Source organism: Rhodococcus sp. FH8 (assembly GCF_019266085.1).
In the GTDB taxonomy this organism is placed as follows: domain Bacteria; phylum Actinomycetota; class Actinomycetes; order Mycobacteriales; family Mycobacteriaceae; genus Rhodococcus_F; species Rhodococcus_F qingshengii.
This window is the reverse complement of the sequence record NZ_LPNQ01000065.1, coordinates 645,548-663,480: the sequence shown is the minus strand read 5'-3', so window position 1 is coordinate 663,480 and position 17,933 is coordinate 645,548. Positions and strand designations below refer to the sequence as shown.

Here is a 17,933-nt window from a genome sequence, read left to right as displayed (position 1 = left end):
CTCACATCCGGAAGACGCCGTAGGAGACCGGCTCGATCGGCGCGTTCGCGCACACCGAAAGGGCCAGGCCGAGAACAGTTCTGGTATCTGCGGGATCGATGACACCGTCATCCCACAGCCGCGCAGTGGAGTAGTACGGATTGCCCTGAGCCTCGTACTGCTCGCGGATCGGCGCCTTGAAGGATTCTTCGTCCTCGGCCGACCACGGATTACCCGCGCTGTCGAGCTGGTCACTACGAACCGTCGAGAGCACCGACGCGGCCTGCTCGCCGCCCATGACCGAGATGCGCGCGTTCGGCCACATCCACAGGAAGCGAGGTGAATACGCGCGTCCACACATGGAGTAGTTGCCGGCGCCGTACGAGCCGCCGATGACGACTGTCAGCTTGGGGACCCGTGCACACGCGACTGCCGTGACCATCTTGGCGCCGTGCTTGGCGATGCCGCCGGCCTCGTAGTCGCGTCCCACCATGAAGCCTGCGATGTTCTGCAGGAACAGCAGCGGCACACTGCGCTTGTCGCACAGTTCGATGAAATGTGCTCCCTTCATGGCGGATTCGCCGAAGAGCACGCCGTTGTTGGCGATGATGCCGACCGGGTGGCCCTCGATGTGGGCGAAACCGGTGACGAGCGTCTTGCCGTATTCAGCCTTGAACTCCTGGAACGCGCCACCGTCAACGAGCTTGGTGATGACCTCGTGCACGTCGTACGGAGTACGGGGATCAGTCGGAACGACGTCGTACAGCTCGCTCTGATCGGCGACGGGCGGAACCGTGGAGATGACGTCCCACGGGCGCTCGGAGCGGGGGCCGAGCGTGGCAATGATGTTGCGCACGATCCGAAGTGCGTCGCGGTCATCCTCGGCCAAGTGATCGGTGACGCCGGAAACCTTGGAGTGCAGGTCGCCGCCGCCGAGCTCTTCGGCCGTCACGATCTCACCGGTGGCAGCCTTCACGAGCGGCGGTCCGCCGAGGAAGATGGTGCCCTGGTTGCGGACGATCACTGCTTCGTCGCTCATCGCGGGCACGTAGGCGCCTCCCGCGGTGCATGAACCGAGAACTGCGGCGATCTGGGGAATCCCCTTGGCGCTCATGGTCGCCTGGTTGTAGAAGATCCGGCCGAAGTGCTCACGGTCCGGGAAGACCTCGTCCTGGCGCGGCAGGAAGGCGCCGCCGGAGTCGACGAGGTAGATGCAGGGAAGGTTGTTCTGCAGCGCAACTTCCTGCGCGCGCAGGTGCTTCTTCACCGTCATCGGGTAGTAGGTGCCGCCCTTGACCGTCGCGTCGTTGGCAACGATGACGCACTCGCGACCCGACACACGGCCGATACCGGTGATGACGCCGGCGCCCGGGCACTCGTCGTCGTACAGGCCGTTGGCCGCCAGTGGGGACAGCTCGAGGAACGGGCTGCCCTGGTCGAGCAGCGAGTCGACGCGATCTCGCGGCAGCAACTTCCCTCTGCTCACGTGGCGCTCGCGAGAGCGCTCGTTGCCACCCAGCGCTGCTTGCGCCAGTTTCTTCTTCAGTTCGTCCACCAGAACGGTGTGATCGGACCGGTAGCCCGATCCTTGCGTGATTCCACTGGGAGTCATCCCGCCGCCTTCGCCATGAGTTAATGCTCGATAACTGAAACTAGATTAACTATGATTAACTGAGTTGTCCAGAACACAAGCGAAGAAAGATCGAGAGAATGACCTCTGAGCAGGTAGCAGCTCCGACGCGACGCGATCAGATGAAGGCCGACCGTCGACGTCAGCTCTTGGACGCCGCCGCACGGTTGATCGCCGAACGCGGATTCGTGAGTGTGCGACTCGAAGACCTCGGCGCGGCCGTCGGCATCAGCGGCCCGGCCGTGTACCGGCACTTTCCGAACAAGGACGCCGTCCTCGTGGAACTTCTCGTCGGCATCAGCACGCGCCTGCACGAAGGAGGTTCTGCGGCAGCGGAGGCAGCGGACTCACCGAGCGCTGCTCTCGACGCACTGGTGGAGTTCCACCTCGACTTCGCACTGGGCGAGCCGGACCTGATCCGCATCCAGGACCGCGACCTCGAAAGCTTGCCGGCCGACGCGCGTCGACAGGTACGCCAGACGCAGCGCAAGTACGTCGAGGTCTGGGTCGGGGTGCTCGAGCAACTCGATCCCCAACTCGATCAGGCGGACGCACGAATCAAAGCGCATGCCACCTTCGGTCTGATCAACTCGACCCCTCACAGCGCCAACCCCGCTTCGCCGGCACGCGCGCGTCGCGTCCTGCGGGATATGACGCTCGCCGCACTGCGCACCCACTGAAACCGGACACGGCACAATCGGTGGCAGACTGGTTACACCAGCTAACAGATGAGGGTGCCGAACGTGGAAGACAGCAGTGGGGTCAGCAGGGCCGATTTCGCCGAACTGCGGACCGAGTTCTCCCGCTTCATGATGTTGTACCAATTCGGAATCTCCGAACTGATGACCAAGGTGAACATCCTCAAGGACGAGTTCACTCACATCAATCAGTACAGCCCCATCGAACACGTCACGTCACGGGTCAAGTCACCGGACAGCATCCTGCGAAAGGCTCAACGCCTGAACGTCCCGCTGACGATCGACGACATCTCGAAGAACATCTTCGACATCGCTGGAGTACGTATCACCTGCAGCTTCATTTCCGACACGTACCGAATCGCCGAGATGCTCACCAGCCAGACGGACCTTCGGGTGATCGAGCGCGAGGACTACATCGCCGATCCGAAACCCAACGGCTACAAGAGCTTGCACTTGATCGTCGAGGTCCCGGTTTTCATGAGTGACCGCGTCAGGCACGTACCGATCGAACTTCAGATCCGCACGATCGCGATGGATTTCTGGGCGAGCCTCGAGCACAAGATCTACTACAAGTACAACCGCGAGGTTCCCGTCGAACTCCTCGACGAACTCACCGAGGCTGCAGCCGCGGCACACCGCCTCGACGTCAAGATGGAACGACTCAACGACGAGTTCGCCAAAATCAAAGCGCTACCGCATCCTGACGACGAAATCCTCGAGCAGGATCTGCCGGCGCAGTTCCTCGAGGCGCTGCATCTTCAGCGACGGGCGCTCTGAATTCGGTCCCCTGCCCTGAGCGAACGCGCCTTTCGGCGCATCTGAGGCGACGAAAGTGCCGTTCACTCACAACTGGGGTCGGACAACTAGGGCAAACAAAAAGAAGTGCGCCCTCCCGAACTTCGGGAGGGCGCACTTCTCCAATTGGGTCGGCTTGCTATTTCTTGCCCGTGACGGCGCTGTAGCCGATCGAGAGCACGGCCGCCGCGGCGATGCTGATGATCCAGCGGATCCAGTCGATTCCACCCGTGTCGCCCTTGTCCGAGATCGCTCCCCAGACCCAGTACCCGATAAGCGCTCCGGCGATACCCAGCACGACGGTCACGATCATGCCGTACTGCTGCTTACCTGGCAGTACGAGACGAGCCAGGATTCCGATGACTGCGCCGAAAATGATGGTTCCGATAATTTGCCCCATGACAGCCCCTCTCACACGTCGTGCATGCACGCGGACGGAAGATCACCGCTCAGGGAAACAATAACCACAGTCACACACAACTGTCGCTTGTTGACCGAATTGTTGTCCGAGATGCAACCTCGACGCGTTACATCCACGACATTCGCGAGTTATTTTTTCGCAATCAAGCAGACCTACCGTTCCCATCCATGCCAACTTCCGTAAAACTGCCGAACAGCGAGCTCGCGCGACTCGCCAACAAGCCGCCCTGGTACCGATCACTGTTCGTGCAATTGATCGCCGCTATCGTCATCGGTATTCTCATCGGCTGGTTGTGGCCGGAATTCGGCGCGAACCTCAAGCCCCTCGCCGACGGGTTCATCAAGCTGATCAAAATGCTGATCGCGCCGATCATCTTCTGCACCGTTGTGATCGGGATCGCCCACGTCGGGGATCTGAAGGCCGTGGGGCGTATCGGCGTCAAAGCACTCATCTACTTCGAGGTCGTGACCACCTTCGCCCTGTTGTTCGGGCTGCTCATCGGAAATCTGATGAAGCCGGGTGCGGGATTCGACATCGATCCGGAGACGCTGGCGAACGGTGCGGACGCCGTGGCCGCCAAGACCGGAAGTGGCGAACTTCCCCACACCGTCGAATTCCTGCTCAATATCATTCCGGTGTCGATAGTTTCGGCCTTCGCCGAGAACGCACTCCTCCAAGTCCTCTTCTTCGCCGTACTGTTCGGGCTCGCATTGGCCAAGGCGGGCGAGAGTGGACCACCGATCGTGTTCGAACTCGTCGATCGTCTGAGCCATCTGTTCTTCACGATTATCGGCTGGATCATGAGACTGGCGCCGTTGGGCGCTTTGGGCGCGATGGCGTACATCGTCGGTCAGTACGGGATCGCTTCGCTCGGAAGTTACGGAAAGCTGATCGCCGCATGCTATCTCGCCGCCGTCCTGTTCATCCTCATCCTGGCCGCGATAGTCAGGTACCTCGCGGGCGTGAACCTGTGGAAGTTCGTCAAGTACATCAAGGACGAACTCTTCCTCGCTTTGGGAACGGCGTCGACCGAAGTAGTTCTGCCCCGAATCATGGTCAAGCTCACCAACGCCGGATGCTCGCGCACTACAACAGGATTGGTGGTGCCTACCGGCTACTCGTTCAATCTCGACGGCGCGACGCTGTACCTGTCGATCTGCATGCTGTTTCTGGCGCAGGCACTCGGTGTGGACCTGACACTCGGTGAACAGATCACTGCCGTCCTGGTTCTGATGCTCACGTCGAAGGGAATGGCCGGCGTGCCGGGATCGTCATTCCTGGCGCTGTCGGCCACCGTGGCCGCAATCGGTCACGGCGCAATTCCCGTCGCCGCAGTCGCTCTCCTACTGGGCGCCGATCGAATCATGGATTCGATGCGGGTGTCGGTGAACCTGCTCGGGAACTGTGTCGCAACCTTCGTGGTCGCCAATTGGGAGGGGCAGCTCGACAAGGAGCGCATGCGCCGAGTGCTCGACGGAGAAGACGTTCCACCGCTCGAGGAAGTCGATCCGATCACGGGGAAAACCGTTCCGGCACCCGAAACCGAAGGCATCCTGACCCGATAGGTAGGTGCCGGCTGCTGTTTGCACATCGGAAATCGGTGCTGAAAAGTCGCGGGGGCAGACTTCACTGGAAAATCCAGACCGACAGCTACAAAAGCAAATATTTGCAGATGGCGGCAACCTTGCCGTCAAGGGTCCGTTGAATCTACAAATATGGCACTTGCGCTGCACCGACTCCACTTCACTGAAAAGCAACTTGCGACATCTAGATATTGCCCGACGGTTGCCGCAGTGGCGATTCGCAATTCAGCGAACGGGCAGCATTATATTTGCCGGAATTAGAAGGACTAAAGTCCGGTGTTCGACCGACGAATAGACTCGAGTGGGTAAAAATCAATCAGTTCCGAAAGCCTTATTCTGCATACATTTATGCCGTGCCAGCTGCACTTATGCTGATAGTTTCCCGCAATAAGCTGTTGCGGGATTGATCATATGGCCCTCGGTTCAAATTGTCCGAATGGTCACCTATTGCTATCGTAACCTTTGCGAAGGACTGGACCCAATTGCCCAGCAAAGGAATACAGTGACCGCATCCATGCAGGATATTGAACACTTGTCCACTAATCGACTTTCGGTGGTTGTTCCGGTATTCAACGAAGAGAACGCGGTTTCCGGCTGCATCGAGCGTCTACTGACCGAGTCGGAAATCGATGAGATTCTGATTGTCGACAACAACTCGACGGATGGTACTGCATCGATCATCCAGGAGTTCGCCGAGAAGTACGACAAAGTCAGATATGTCTTCGAGGCCCGCCAAGGCGTCGTACACGCCCGGAACGCGGGCTTCGACGCCTCGACCGGCAACATCATCGGTCGTATCGACGCGGACACACGGGTACAACCGGGATGGGCAGATGCGGTCAAGGGTTTCTTCCAACGCAGCACCGCTCATTCAGCAGTTGCCGGACTCACCTACCTCTTCGAATCGCCGTTTGCTCGAATCCACCGCTACGCACTGGACAGGCAGGTGAAGCAGGGGAAGTTCGATTGCGAACGTCAAGTACTCGCTGTCGCCGGAGCGAACATGGCGATCAGAAAAAGCGCATGGTTGTCGGTCCGCGAGCAAGTCAGTGACCGGCCGGACATCCACGAAGATATCGACCTTTCACTGTGCCTTCGGGAGGAAGGGATGACGATCGGTCAGATCGCCGACATGCGAGCAGAAACGTCCGGTCGACGCGGTGAAACCCCTCCGTTGGAGTACCTGAAGTACAACCAAGCATCCGAATCGGTTCTGCACCTTCACAACATCATGAATTGGCGCCTCAAACTGACCATCTGGGGCGACTCGATGCTCCACGCGCTCGTGTGGCCCGTCTACCGCATCTACAACTTCGAGCAGGAGCGCCTGGAGTTCAGGCGCTTGTTCGGCATGTCGAAAGGTCGAATCATGCCAGTTCACCAGTAACCCATCGAATTTCGCTAATCACCGAAGGTTCGCAGCCACCGAATTTCACGACAGTTTCAACGCCGTGATGCGGTCTTCACTGGAACGCAACAGCACCTTCTCCCCCGCCCACAGCTCGCGCGGCATCATCCAAGGCGTGAACTCGTCGTCCCCGTCCTGGACGACTTGGACCTCCCAACTACGTTGGCCGGTCCTGACATCTGTTCCGTAGACGTTTCCCTCGTCGATAACGACATCGCCGTGCCAGACAACCTCCCCGGCGCGCTCGGCGTTCGATCGCCACAGGACCTCACCGGTGAGCAGGTCCACGAACTGGACCTCGGGCTCGGAACCAGAACGGGTCACGGCAACCACGTTGCCGATCACCGCCAACGACTGTGCGGTGTCGAAGACTTCACTGTTGGACCACAACTTCTCACCCGAAGTCCGGTCGAAACCGCTGTGTCCCAGAATGATCGGAGTCGATCCTCCTGCGGGATCATCTCGGCTGTATCGCCCGCCGTAGTACGAGGACTCCGAGGGCAGTTCGTCTGTCCTGGCGAACTCGCGCCCGTTCTGATCGAGCGCGTACTCACTTGTCGGACGGCCATTGCCTTCGCAACCGCCATCCGACACCAATGTCACGCCGTCCGACGATGTGTGCGCGGTCGAGCAGGTGGAGTAACCGTGCACCCAGCGCTGTTCGCCCGTCTTCAGATCGAATCCCAGAGACTCGTCGAGAGTGATCACACCCAGATCGCCGTGCACCGACATCACCGGATCGACGTATCCGGCTTCCCACGATCCACCGACGTCGAACGCTTTGGACCAGTTCGCTTCCGGATCGTCGACGGTTCCGCTGTGCACGCGAACGTCGTTGCTCTCGATATCGCCCTCGAGCGCGAGGACCGTGTCACCCGAGACAACCGCGATGATCGGTGCCCACGGCGTCTTGATGTCTCGACGCTCTCCTGTCTCGATGTCGAAAAGTGAGTACGAACCACCGGATACGTACGGCCCGGAGAAACACAGCACCGAACTGCCGAGCAGAGTCTCGGAGCAACCACCGACGTCGACCGCCGACGTGCGCCAACGGACAGTGCCGTTGTCGGCATCGAGTGCGACCAATTCCGCGTCGTCCAACGAGTATGCCTGGCGGTCCGGCATACCGATCATCGTGACCACGAGTGATCCGGCGTCGATGAATCCGCCCATGTCCATGTTGAATTCGGTTCCAACAAGCGGGCTCCGGAAGATCGCGAACTCGCGCCCGAGAATCTCGGAGGCCTCGACGCTCCATAGCTGCGACGAGATCGCTGTCGGTTCGGAACTCGTCGACGTGACCACCGTGGCGATGGCGGCAGTGACGGTGACTACGGCTGCGGCGGCCGCGATCCGAAGTCGCGATTTCGGGGAGAATCTGGTGGTCATCGAATCTCCAAGCCTTCGGTCGTCGCGAGAAACTCCAACTGCTCGAACGTCATCGGCACGTTCGGGATCGCAGCCGACGACGAAACCGAGACTTGGGTCCCATTCGGGCGGCTGACGACCACCGACCTGCTCGTTTCCTGCGTCGATTCTGCTTTCGAGCCGTCATTTGTCATGGGTACGGTCGAGTAATCCCGTTCGTCTCGCTCGATCACGGATCCATCCGGTCGCGTCACGAACTCCAAGGGGTGCCCGTAGTAGGAGGGGTCGTATTTGTTGGGCTCCTTGGGGAGTGGTTGTCCGCCGGTAATTGTCATGTTGAGCGTCGATTCGCTGTCTCCCGTCCGAGTGAGAAATCTCTGACATGCGGTGGACCTGTCATTCTCCGAGACCGTCAGAGTGCCCGGTCCGGCATCGAGAATCGGAAAACCCGGAGGTACAGCGCGCCATCTGACTTCGAGTACGGCGTTGAGACGTTCGATCGTCGCGCGATCGAGTTCGGCCACGTCGCCAGAGTCTCGGGGGATCCCGTGGCACCCGGGCGAAAGCGGTGCCGTACCCGGGGGAACGGGAGTAGTGATTCGCAGCTGTGGCATTTCGACAAGGGTTACAAGGTCGTCGAGCGTCAGTGGCACCGCGCCGGAACTCTCTGCGTCCCGACCTCCGTCGTTGTTAGTGTCGTTGACATACGCCTGAATACGGGTCCCGTCGACTCCGTACAACATCGCCGACCGACCAAGGGTGCGTACACCATTGGTTTCGCTCCACGTATCCTGCAGATCCACTACCGACTGGTCAGCCAGCACCCGACGTTCGACGAGCGACCCCGCAACACACGATGGGATCGGATCAGAACTCGAGTGCAGCATCAGGCTGAGCGCGCCGATCTTCCCGTCCCGAATCAGCGTCCCCGACGCAGTGGTGGACGCCAACTCCTCGAGCGAGAAACCCTCGGGCAGCCCATCTGTGTTCGAAGGTGCAGAGATCGGCCCGAACTGCAGCGAATTACCCGGGCTGGCGAACTTCAGCTCGACATCTTTCGGGAGCGCCTGCTTGACCGCTTCCGACATCGCGGCGGCCTTGACACTCGAGAACCACGGAAAGCGTGGATCGTCGTACGTATCAGATCCGTCGAGAATATAGGAGAAGAACGAATCCTCCTCCGGCGCTTCGACACTCTCACAACCCGGAATCGCGGTCGGGTACACCGCGCTCGGCGTGACGTACGAGAATTCAGGCACGTCCTCCGGCGAAATCTCCTCCGGTGTGGACGTAATGCTGATCGACGAAGTCGCAGCTACCGAGATGTCATCGGACGGCGAACTGCTCCACCGATCCACCAGCCCGGCAACCACTGTCCCACCGGCGATCAGGGAGACGACCGTCAGCGCGAAGGTCCACTTCTCGGCCCGCTTCAAATCGGTTTGCTCCTTCGACACGTACCCTCGCAGTCACCGTCACGGCTCGCCCCCGATGCGCGTCGCCTCTGGAATTCCTGTCGCGATCACAGCAATTTCTGTTACCAACCGGATGGTTTCCTATCGCGCGGGCTCCGTATGAACACAGAAGAACGGGGTGCCAGTTGCTGTGCAACCGGCACCCCGTTCTGACTGCCTGAGTGCTTACACCCTCACAGGCACCTGATTCGGGTCTGGATCGGAATCCGGATCCTGCTCGATCGGAATCCGTCGAATCGCTTCACCCTCGATGTCGACGTTCGGCAGGATCTTGTCGAGCCACGCCGGCAACTTCCATGCCGAATCACCGAGAATCGACATGACCGCAGGGATCACGATCATGCGGATGATGAAGGCGTCGAAGAAGACTGCAGCCGCGAGGCCGAAGCCCATCATCTTGCTTGTCGTCTCCGAGGACAGCATGAATGCGCCGAACACGGAGATCATGATGATGGCCGCCGACGCGACCACGCGAGCACCATGGGTGTAGCCGGAGATGATGGCGTCCTTGGCCGACAATCCGTGCACGTATTCCTCGCGCATTCGCGTCACGAGGAACACTTGATAGTCCATCGCCAACCCGAAGACCACACCGATCATGAAGATCGGCAGGAACGAGATGATGGGTTGTGTGTGCTTGATCAGCCCGAAGTCGCCCTCCTGGAAGATGGCCACCGTGGCGCCGAAGGTCGCACAGACGGAAAACAGGAATCCGAGAGTTGCGGTCAGCGGCACCAGGATCGAGCGGAAGACGACCATCATGATGATGAACGCCAGCCCCACAACCACGATGAGATACGGGATGAGCGCGGAACTGAGCTTCGACGACATGTCGGCTACGATCGCGGTTTGCCCCGCTACACCGAGTTCTGCGCCTTCCGATTTCACCGTCGATCCGTAATCCCGGATCTGATTCATCAGCTCGTGAGTTTCGGGGCCGCTCGGTGACATCTGCGGGGTGACCGCGATGAGCGCAGAGTTGGCGCCCGCCATCGGGTTTGCCGCGTCGGGTCCGTTTCCGACCCACATCAACTGATCCGGAGTTGCGACGTTGTCGAGGCCCTTGATGTGCGCGACAGTGCCTTCGGCAATCGCGGTGATATCGGTGCCGTCAGGCGCGTCGAGCACGACGAACAATTCGCCATTGACGCCTTCACCGAACCCACGTTGCAGCAGGGCAAGTGCCGGCCGCTCTTCGTCCTGAGTGAACGAGAGTCCGAGTTCGAGCTTCGTCATCGGAATAGCCGCGATCACCAGAAGCACCAGCGCAGCACCCGCGATCGGCCACGGGTACTTGGTGACTATCTTGGCCCAGCGATGTCCGTTGGATTCCATCGTCTCGGGCTCGTCACCGTGGCGAAGCCCGGGGATACGAGGCGAGAACGCGAATCTGCCGAAGATACCCAGGACAGCCGGGATCAACGTGATTGCGCCGAGGACGGCGATGATGACGGCAACCGCTGCAGAGATTCCCATCTGGGTGATCATCGGAACCCCGACCACCGCCAGGGCTGCCAGCGCGACCACAACCGTCAGGCCGGCGAAGACGACGGACGAACCGGCAGTACCCACTGCGCGCCCGGCAGCGGCTTCCCTCGTTCCGCCCAAATTGAGCTCACTGCGGTAACGCGAAACGATGAACAACGCGTAGTCGATCGATACTGCGATGCCGATCATCGTGACGATTCCCGTGACGCCTTCGTTGATGTCGAAGAAGCCCGAACCGAGTGTGACCGTCAAAGTGGCCAGCGCAATTCCCAGAATTGCGGTGAACAGCGGAATAAAGGCCGCAATGAGCGCGCCGAACGCCACGATCATCACGATGAACGCCACCGCGAAGCCGAGCATCTCCGACAGACCACCTGCGGCCTGTACCTGCATCATCGAACCGGTGCCTTCGACTTGCAGGCCACCGGTGCGGAATTTTGCCATCAAGTCGAGGAACGCCGTCTTGTTGGCCTGTGTCTGATCCTCGATGCGAATCGACTGATTGAGCTGGATCAGCCCGACCTTGCCGTTGTCGCCGAGAACGGCCGACGCCACCGCTGGATTGGCCTCCGCGAGAGTGACCGGATTGACGATCTTCTCGGGATCGACGATGTCCGGCAACGTCTTCGCCTGCGCGATCAACTGATCGATCTGATCGCTGTGCGCGGCAAGCCCGTCGTCTGCCGCGATGAGAATACTGGTCGACGCCTGAGTTTGCTGCTCCGCTGCAGCTGCAAAGTTCTCGTTCATCAACTCGGTCGCGCGCTGTGAATCGGTGCCCGGAAGGTTGAATTCTTTGGAGAACGTCGGATTTGTGGCGCTGATAGCGCCCCCCACCACCGCGATCACGATAATCCACGCGGCCACCACAAGATACTTGTGGCGGAAAGCGAACTTCCCCAACCTGTAAAGATACGTAGCCAACGTGGGCCTCTCTCGCCGTGGACTGGTCTGTCCGAAGAACACGGAGTCTTTCGGTGCCAAGGTCATACGGTACGGACCGACCGGCTCGTTGGCACCTGGTATATCTGCGAAAACGGCATATCCGGCGCGCTCTCCGTCTCCTTTTCAGACCGCTCGGTACCGTGGACACGACACGGGCAGGCGCCTCACCAGAGCAGACGTCGCGTAGTACGAAAGGCAATCCCATGAATCACGGCCAGGCCGTCGATCGCGATCTCCTCCTTGCAGGCCAACAGCGACTCGACGCGCGGGGGCCAAGATTGACGGGATCACCTTCGCACCACGCGGTGGTGGAGGAAGTCGCAAACGAACTGACCGAACTGGGCCTCGAAGTCCGGCGTGATTCACACACTTTCGAACGCTGGGATCTACCGGCAACGTCTGACGGACTTCGCATCGAATTGCCCACGGGGCCGATCAAGGTTTCGTCCGCATTCCCCTACTCGGGATTGACCGGCCCTCAGGGAATCTCCGCTCCCCTGGTCCACGTCAGCGCGCGACGCCCCAAGTGGTCCTTGGCCAAGGGCGCGATCGCAGTGATCGAGGTCCCGCACATCGATCTTCCCCGCAAACTACTGGTCAGCGAGTGGGGTCCGATCGCCACCGACGAGACTCTTCGAAATCCGGTTCTCTCCGCGACTCTTCTTGGCCCGAAACTCGACAAGGCCCGCAAAGCCGGAGTGCTCGGCGTGATCGCGGTGTGGCGTGACATCGCTCCGGACAACGCACTGGGACAATATCTTCCGTTCACGCAGCCATATCACGACATCCCCGCCGTCTGGGTGGCCGGCGACGAGGGCGCGAAGGTTGTCGCTGCAGCTCGCTCCGGTCAGCTGGCGACTCTGGTACTGGATGCGACTCTGCATCCGGACACCCGGACCGACACGGTGTGGGCGGTGTCCCCCGGAACCTCACCCGAAGAGACGATTCTGCTCATCACTCACAGCGACGGAACCAACGGTGTCGAGGAGAACGGCCATCTGGGAATGTTGGCGTTGGCGCGGCACGCCGTGGCGCAGCCGCATCGACGGTCGTACGTTTTTGTCCTGACGACTGGCCACCTTCGTATTCCAGCGGTGTCCAAGCACGGACAGGCAACGTCCACCTGGCTCGAAGCGCACCCCGAGATGTGGAAGGGCGAAGCCGGTCAGGCGCGCGCCGTAGCGGGGATCGCCATCGAGCACCTCGGCGCACTGGGTGATACCGAGGACAACTCGACCGGCGGCTATGCCTTGGAGACCACTCCGGAACCGGAACTGCTCTACGCGACGAGTCGGGAAGTGCACGACATCGTTGCACCGCTGTGGCGCGACATTGGAGCGGGCGATCGCCGAATCGTGGCGCCAGGACCGGTCATTCATTTCGGTGAGGGCGAACCACTGTTCGAGCGGAAGATCCCGGCGGTCGCCTTGGTGACGGCGCCGCAGTACCTGCTCGCTCTGCGCGAAGCCGACGCCGTCACGCACGTCGACCTGGACGCGATGATCAAGCAGATCGAAAGCTTTCGGGATCTGCTCGACGCCTTCGACGCAACCGACACCGCGGCTTTCGGTCCGGTGGTCTCGCGCTCGGTGTTCGCGAAGTTCTCGGCGCTACTTCAGTTGATGCAGATTTTGTCGAAAGCCAAGAAATAGTGCTGTGCGCCTTTATTAACCGCGGGCGGTTAATAAAGGCGCACAGCACTTGGGGTTACTTGTCGTGAATGATCACGCCACGGATGTTCTTGCCGTCACGTAGATCCTGGTAGCCCTTGTTGACGTCTTCGAGGCTGTAGGTGTTGGTGATCAGTTCGTCGAGCTTGAGCTGACCGGCATCGTAGAGACGCAGCAGTCGCACGATGTCGTACTGCGGATTCATGGACCCGAACAGCGTGCCCTTGATCGTCTTCTGATTCAGCGTCAGGTCGGTACCCGACACGTGAACGGTCAGCTTGGCGGGGTCGGCGAGTCCCGTGATCACCACGGTGCCACCCTTGCCAATCACTGCCGTCGCTGCACTGACCACGTCCTCGTCGACGGTGCCGACAAGGATGAGCGCAGCGTCGGCACCCTGTCCCCACGTCAGCTCGTTGACCTTGGCAGCGGCGCTCTCGGCGTCTGCAAAGGCATGCGTGGCACCGAACTTCAGTGCGGTCTCACGCTTGAGAGCAACCGGATCGACCACAACGACGTACTTGCAGCCGGCCGAAACCGCACCTTGAACGGCATTGATGCCGAGGCCACCGATGCCGTAGATCACCGCGGTGTCACCGGCGCGGAGGTTGCCTGCGTTGACGGCCGTTCCCCAACCCGACGGCACACCGCAGCCGACGACCACTGCCGTCTCCAAGGGAAGCCAGTCGTCGATCTTGACTACCGAGTGCTGAGAAATGGTGGCGCGCTCGGAGAACGTTCCCAACATGCACATTCCGCCGAAATCCATTCCGTTGCCGTGGAAACGGAAGGAACCGTCGGGCATCGAGCCTTCGAGGATGGTGGCACCCATGTCGCAGAGGTTCTGGCGACCGGTCGAGCAGTAGCGACAGGTGCCGCAGTTGGGGATGAAGCTACACACGACATGGTCGCCCGGCTTGACCTTCGTGACGCCTGGGCCGACCTCTTCGATGATGCCCGAGCCTTCGTGTCCGCCGACGATCGGGTAACGCGGCGGGAGATCACCGTCGGTCAGGTGCAGATCCGAATGGCACAGTCCGGCAGCGGTGTACTTGATCAGTACCTCACCCACACCCGGGCCGTCGAGGTCGAGTTCCATGATCTCGAAAGGCTTTCCGGGCTCGAGCAGTACAGCAGCTTTGGTCTTCACTGGTGATCTCCTTGATTGTCGGACGAGAGAATGAGCGATGGGGTCGGTCAGAGAGCGATGTTGACGGCCTTGGTCTGGGTGTAGAGATCGATAGCCGAAGCGCCGAGCTCGCGGCCCCAGCCGGACTGCTTGTATCCACCGAAGGGCATTGCAGTGTCGAAGCCGTTGTACTGGTTGATCCACACCGAACCGGCCTTCAAGCGCTTCGCCGTGCGGTGAGCCTTGGAAATGTCCCGGGTCCAGATGCCGGCGGCCAAGCCGTAGATGGAATCGTTTGCGGCAGTGATCGGTCCGTCGTCCGCATTGAACGGCAGCGCCGCCACGACGGGTCCGAAGATCTCCTCCTGAACGATGGAGAATTCGGGCTTGACGTCAACGAAGACGGTCGGCTCGACGAAGTAGCCCTGATCGCCCCAGCGGTTGCCGCCCGTCAGTGCACGTGCGCCGTCGGCGATTCCCTCACGCAGGTAGCCGGTCACCTTGTCGAACTGCTCCTGCGAGACCAGCGGTCCGAGCTGGGTGGTGGGATCGAGGCCGGGTCCGATCTTGACCTGACTCGCTGCGTGCGCGACGGCCTCGGTGAACTTCTCGAAGATGGTGTCCTCGACGTACAGACGAGTACCCGCAACGCAGCACTGTCCGTGGTTGAACAGCCACGCGTTGAGCGAACCCTCCACTGCGGAATCGAAATCGGCGTCGGCGAACACGATATTGGGGCTCTTGCCACCGAGCTCGAGCGTAACCTTCTTCAGATTGCCCTTGGCGGCGTCGACGATCTTCTTACCCACCTCGGTGGAACCGGTGAACGCGACCTTGTCCACGTCGTCGTGGCCGGACAGAGCAGCACCTGCATCGCCGAAGCCGGGAACGATGTTGACGACTCCGGGCGGGAAGCCGGCTTCTTCGAAGACCTCCGCGAGAAGCAGTGCGGTGAGCGGGGTCTGCTCAGCGGGCTTGAGGATCACCGTGTTGCCGGCGGCGAGCGCGGGGGCGAGCTTCCACGACGACATCAGCAGCGGGAAGTTCCACGGCACGATCAGTCCACAGACGCCGATCGCCTCACGCAGGGTGTAGGCGTGGAACTCGCCGCCCGGAGAGAAGGGCATCGACACGTTGACAGTGCTGCCTTCGATCTTGGTGGCCCAACCCGCGTAGTAGCGGAAAACGTCTGCGGCCCAAGCCACGTCGACGGCGGTGGCGATGGCAACGGACTTGCCGTTGTCGAGAGCTTCGAGCTGACCGAATTCCTCGGCACGAGCACTGAGAATGTCGCCGACGCGCCAGATCATCCGCTCGCGCTCGTTTGCCTTCATACGTGACCAGGGGCCGTCCTCGAAAGCCGTTCGAGCGGCACGTACCGCGCGGTCGATGTCTTCGGCCTGACCGTGTGCCACGTCTGCGTGCTTCTGTCCGTCAGCCGGGTTGTACGTCGCGAAGGTCTGACCCGAAGCGGCGTCGACGAATTCGCCGCCGATGTAGAGCTTCTTCGGTCCGTTCAGGAAACCCTGTACCGCGGAACTGATGGTGTGTTCGGCTACTGCCGTCATCGGAAACTCCCCTGAAGTAGTGAGGTGCGAATGTGATGCACGCCATACTTCCGCGCTTCCGGGGGTGCTAACTGTCCGAACTTTGTACAACTGAAGTCGGACAGCAAACTACACAGTGATGTCGAGCGCCCGCATCCGTGTGTAGAGAGTGCTTCGGCTGATTCCGAGTTGCGCCGACGCGTGAACCTTGTTGCCGCCGCAGTCTTTCAACGCTCCGATGATCGCCTGGCGCTCGGCTTTCTCCCGCCCTGCCAACCGCGACACCTTGGTCGTGGTGCGATAGTCCTCGGGCAGATCAGCGACGTCGATGCGATTGCTCGAGCGTTCATCCGAGGCGCGATTCAACACGACGCGCAATTCGGCCAGGTTGCCCGGCCAGTTGGCCGCCGCGAGTGCTTCGGCAGCGCTGGCGGTCAATCTCAGTTCTGGTGAGATCCCCTCCAACATGACTTGTGCCAACTCGGCGATCTCAGCCTGTCGCTCGCGCAGTGGGGTGATGACAACCCGGGAGGCGCATCGTGAGAGCAGCGCGGCGATGGTCGGCGGAAGATCAACTGCCGCTCCGCTGGTCAGTACGATTTTCGGCCCCTCGGCGCTGGCGTCGATCAGGTCTGCGACCAGCGGCAACACCGAGTCAGGAAGGAGTTGTACCTGTTCGATCACGACCACGCCCGAACGCTTACGGGATGCTCGCACAAGATCGGTGACCCACTGCTCACGGCCGTCGAACGCGATTCGCGTGGCATCGAGCCAACTCGCATCGACACTGCCGACTACGTCCGATGCTGCCGAGGTTCGGCCGGATCCCGCTTCACCCGAGATCGCCACGGCGGCAGAGGTTGCCCGCGCCCGCATCAGGTCGCGCCGCAGTCGTTCGCCGGGAGACGGTGCCCGCTCGTGCGTTCTGCGGATCGGTGCCCGTTCCCGTTGGAGTGGTTCGACCAGGAAGAGCGCACCACCGTCAGCCCCGGAAATCCGGTCGGCTTGAACTCGCGCCAGCGCGCCGGACGCCAATTCGACTGTCACCAATCGTGATTGGTCCGGATTCAGGTCGGCAATCAAGGAACGGAGCGATACATGGTCTGCGGTGTCGAGCAGATCCAAAGCGGTTCGGTTGCTCAGCAGGATGTCGTCGCCGATGGCCGCGACGGCAATGTGGCGCTGATGTGAAACTCGCTGGAATGCGTCGACCAGCCGCTGCTCCGATGCTTTCGAGCCTTCGAGCAGCCGTTTCTCGATGTCCGCTGCAGCACGCGCAAGGAAGGGCGCGAACAGTGGGTTGGCCTGCGAGACAACGCCGGTCATGTCGAGAATGCCTTCGACACGACGTGTGACGGGATGCAGGATCGGCTGTCCGTAGCAGCTCAAACCCTTGAGGCTGTCGAGGAAATGCTCGTCACCGTGGATCACCACGCTTCGTCCGACCTCGAGGGGCGTACCGAGCGCGTTGGTGCCGGCGTGCTCTTCACCGAAGCGTGAACCGTTGACGACACCCAACCGCTCGATCGTTCGCTCGACGCGACTGTCGGAGTACACCGAAGCGACCACGCGGCATTCGCGATCAGCAAGCAGCACGCAGAAACCGGTGCCCGCGATCTGTTGCGAAACTTCGTCGAGCACGGGTGCGGCGGCCCGGAGCAGACGAGACTCACCGTCCTGCTCCTCGGTGTCCACGGCGATGGCCGACGACGGGTCGAGGCCACTGAGTCGAGAACGCTTCCAGGAGAGCGCGATCTCGGGGCGTACCGGCTCACGCTCCCCTGGGTTCGCGGACAT

General features: G+C 61.0%; 13 protein-coding genes. 5 read left to right on the top strand and 8 right to left on the bottom strand.

What is annotated here, in order from left to right:
- Position 1: 1 nt before the first annotated feature.
- Positions 2 to 1,591 (bottom strand): carboxyl transferase domain-containing protein, encoded by a 1,590-nt coding sequence (locus ATN38_RS17545; RefSeq protein ID WP_042453308.1) that lies wholly within the window; start codon positions 1,589 to 1,591, stop codon positions 2 to 4.
- A gap of 98 nt (positions 1,592 to 1,689) precedes the next feature.
- Between ATN38_RS17545 and ATN38_RS17540 the strand changes: the two genes are divergently transcribed.
- The gene (locus ATN38_RS17540; protein ID WP_003941968.1) at positions 1,690 to 2,289 is read left to right on the top strand and encodes a TetR/AcrR family transcriptional regulator; all 600 of its coding nucleotides are present in this window, start codon (positions 1,690 to 1,692) and stop codon (positions 2,287 to 2,289) included.
- 48 nt (positions 2,290 to 2,337) lie between these two features.
- Entirely contained in the window at positions 2,338 to 3,084 is a 747-nt protein-coding gene (locus ATN38_RS17535; RefSeq protein WP_024487832.1) for a GTP pyrophosphokinase family protein, read from the top strand.
- 157 nt (positions 3,085 to 3,241) lie between these two features.
- Here ATN38_RS17535 and ATN38_RS17530 read toward each other — a convergent pair whose 3' ends face one another.
- On the bottom strand, positions 3,242 to 3,502 hold the full coding sequence (locus ATN38_RS17530; RefSeq protein WP_003942027.1) for a GlsB/YeaQ/YmgE family stress response membrane protein: 261 nt from the start codon (positions 3,500 to 3,502) through the stop codon (positions 3,242 to 3,244).
- Positions 3,503 to 3,690: 188 nt separating this feature from the next.
- Here ATN38_RS17530 and dctA point away from each other — a divergent pair, with 188 nt between their 5' ends.
- Both dctA and ATN38_RS17520 read left to right on the top strand, forming a co-directional pair.
- Positions 3,691 to 5,088, top strand: coding sequence for a C4-dicarboxylate transporter DctA (gene dctA, locus ATN38_RS17525; RefSeq protein WP_073512110.1), 1,398 nt, complete (start codon positions 3,691 to 3,693; stop codon positions 5,086 to 5,088).
- A gap of 532 nt (positions 5,089 to 5,620) precedes the next feature.
- On the top strand, positions 5,621 to 6,493 hold the full coding sequence (locus ATN38_RS17520; protein ID WP_037129871.1) for a glycosyltransferase family 2 protein: 873 nt from the start codon (positions 5,621 to 5,623) through the stop codon (positions 6,491 to 6,493).
- Positions 6,494 to 6,538: 45 nt separating this feature from the next.
- Here the strand turns inward: ATN38_RS17520 and ATN38_RS17515 are convergent, their stop codons facing one another.
- The 3 genes from ATN38_RS17515 to ATN38_RS17505 all read right to left on the bottom strand — a co-directional run bounded on the left by ATN38_RS17515 (position 6,539) and on the right by ATN38_RS17505 (position 11,769).
- Positions 6,539 to 7,903 (bottom strand): PQQ-binding-like beta-propeller repeat protein, encoded by a 1,365-nt coding sequence (locus ATN38_RS17515; protein WP_065455888.1) that lies wholly within the window; start codon positions 7,901 to 7,903, stop codon positions 6,539 to 6,541.
- Positions 7,900 to 9,339 (bottom strand): hypothetical protein, encoded by a 1,440-nt coding sequence (locus ATN38_RS17510; RefSeq protein WP_065455889.1) that lies wholly within the window; start codon positions 9,337 to 9,339, stop codon positions 7,900 to 7,902. The genes ATN38_RS17515 and ATN38_RS17510 overlap by 4 nt, the downstream gene beginning before the upstream one ends.
- Before the next feature lie 183 nt (positions 9,340 to 9,522).
- Positions 9,523 to 11,769, bottom strand: coding sequence for an MMPL family transporter (locus ATN38_RS17505; RefSeq protein ID WP_218748302.1), 2,247 nt, complete (start codon positions 11,767 to 11,769; stop codon positions 9,523 to 9,525).
- A gap of 224 nt (positions 11,770 to 11,993) precedes the next feature.
- Between ATN38_RS17505 and ATN38_RS17500 the strand changes: the two genes are divergently transcribed.
- The gene (locus ATN38_RS17500; RefSeq protein ID WP_218748286.1) at positions 11,994 to 13,442 is read left to right on the top strand and encodes a hypothetical protein; all 1,449 of its coding nucleotides are present in this window, start codon (positions 11,994 to 11,996) and stop codon (positions 13,440 to 13,442) included.
- 55 nt (positions 13,443 to 13,497) lie between these two features.
- Here ATN38_RS17500 and ATN38_RS17495 read toward each other — a convergent pair whose 3' ends face one another.
- The 3 genes from ATN38_RS17495 to ATN38_RS17485 form a co-directional block, all read right to left on the bottom strand.
- The gene (locus tag ATN38_RS17495) at positions 13,498 to 14,610 is read right to left on the bottom strand and encodes an NDMA-dependent alcohol dehydrogenase (RefSeq protein ID WP_003942086.1); all 1,113 of its coding nucleotides are present in this window, start codon (positions 14,608 to 14,610) and stop codon (positions 13,498 to 13,500) included.
- A gap of 47 nt (positions 14,611 to 14,657) precedes the next feature.
- Positions 14,658 to 16,157: an aldehyde dehydrogenase family protein gene (locus ATN38_RS17490; protein WP_218748284.1), complete on the bottom strand. Its 1,500-nt coding sequence runs from the start codon at positions 16,155 to 16,157 to the stop codon at positions 14,658 to 14,660.
- A gap of 108 nt (positions 16,158 to 16,265) precedes the next feature.
- A complete protein-coding gene (locus ATN38_RS17485; RefSeq protein ID WP_058038111.1) occupies positions 16,266 to 17,933 on the bottom strand; it encodes a sigma-54-dependent Fis family transcriptional regulator in 1,668 nt (555 codons plus the stop codon).